2 tRNA genes and 1 rRNA gene are annotated in these 873 nt (G+C 40.5%); all 3 read left to right on the top strand.

Going from position 1 to position 873, the window contains the following annotated elements:
• The first annotated feature begins 74 nt into the window (after positions 1-74).
• Positions 75-151 (top strand) — tRNA-Ile (locus L1D22_RS22190).
• A gap of 14 nt (positions 152-165) precedes the next feature.
• A tRNA-Ala gene (locus L1D22_RS22185) sits at positions 166-241 on the top strand.
• A gap of 420 nt (positions 242-661) precedes the next feature.
• Positions 662-873 (top strand): 23S ribosomal RNA (locus L1D22_RS22180); the annotation flags it as partial.

Here is an 873-nt window from a genome sequence, read left to right as displayed (position 1 = left end):
CTCCTTATACGAAGATATTCACGATAAGTGTCCACACAGATTGATTAGGTTTAGAAAAGTTAAGAGACGATATTGGGTCTGTAGCTCAGCTGGTTAGAGCGCTCGCCTGATAAGCGGGAGGTCGGTGGTTCAAGTCCACTCAGACCCACCAATATCGACCTAGATGGGGCTATAGCTCAGCTGGGAGAGCGCCTGCCTTGCACGCAGGAGGTCTGCGGTTCGATCCCGCATAGCTCCACCATCTTTAAGGGTTTTTCCCTAAGAATCTTTAAAAATGGTTTCGAAAGAAATCAAGCTCTTTAACAATTTGGAAAGCTGACTGATTACTTAATTGGTTTTCACTTTAAAAAGTGAAATCAAACAGCTCAAGGCTGTGATTAAGTTAATCAAATTTAAAAGTTCTCAATGTTTATCTGCTCTTATTTAATAAGAACAGTATAAACACAACAAACACATTCAAGTGTCTTGTATTCGAATCAAACCTAGTTTGATTCATATTGAGTCCGGCAAACAGTTATTGAGAATTAACCCTTCTTAATGACAACCAAAAACCTTGGTTAGTTGCCATACTAGTTTGTTTTCACTCCTGTTTGTCTTCACTTTTTAAAAGTGAAAATAAAAAGGAAAGTGAAAGTAAAACAGAGACCCTTTCGGGTTGTATGGTTAAGTGACTAAGCGTACACGGTGGATGCCTTGGCAGTCAGAGGCGATGAAAGGCGTAATAACTTGCGATAAGCCCAGATTAGGTAGTAATAACCTTTAAGTCTGGGATTCCTGAATGGGGAAACCCACTTACATAAGTAAGTATCCTGTTGTGAATACATAGCAACAGGAGGCAAACCGGGGGAACTGAAACATCTAAGTACCCCGAGG

It is taken from the genome of Vibrio sp. Isolate34 (assembly GCF_022397915.1).
In the GTDB taxonomy this organism is placed as follows: domain Bacteria; phylum Pseudomonadota; class Gammaproteobacteria; order Enterobacterales; family Vibrionaceae; genus Vibrio.
The sequence above is the reverse complement of the archived record's forward strand: the minus strand, read 5'-3'. Positions and strand labels throughout refer to the sequence as shown.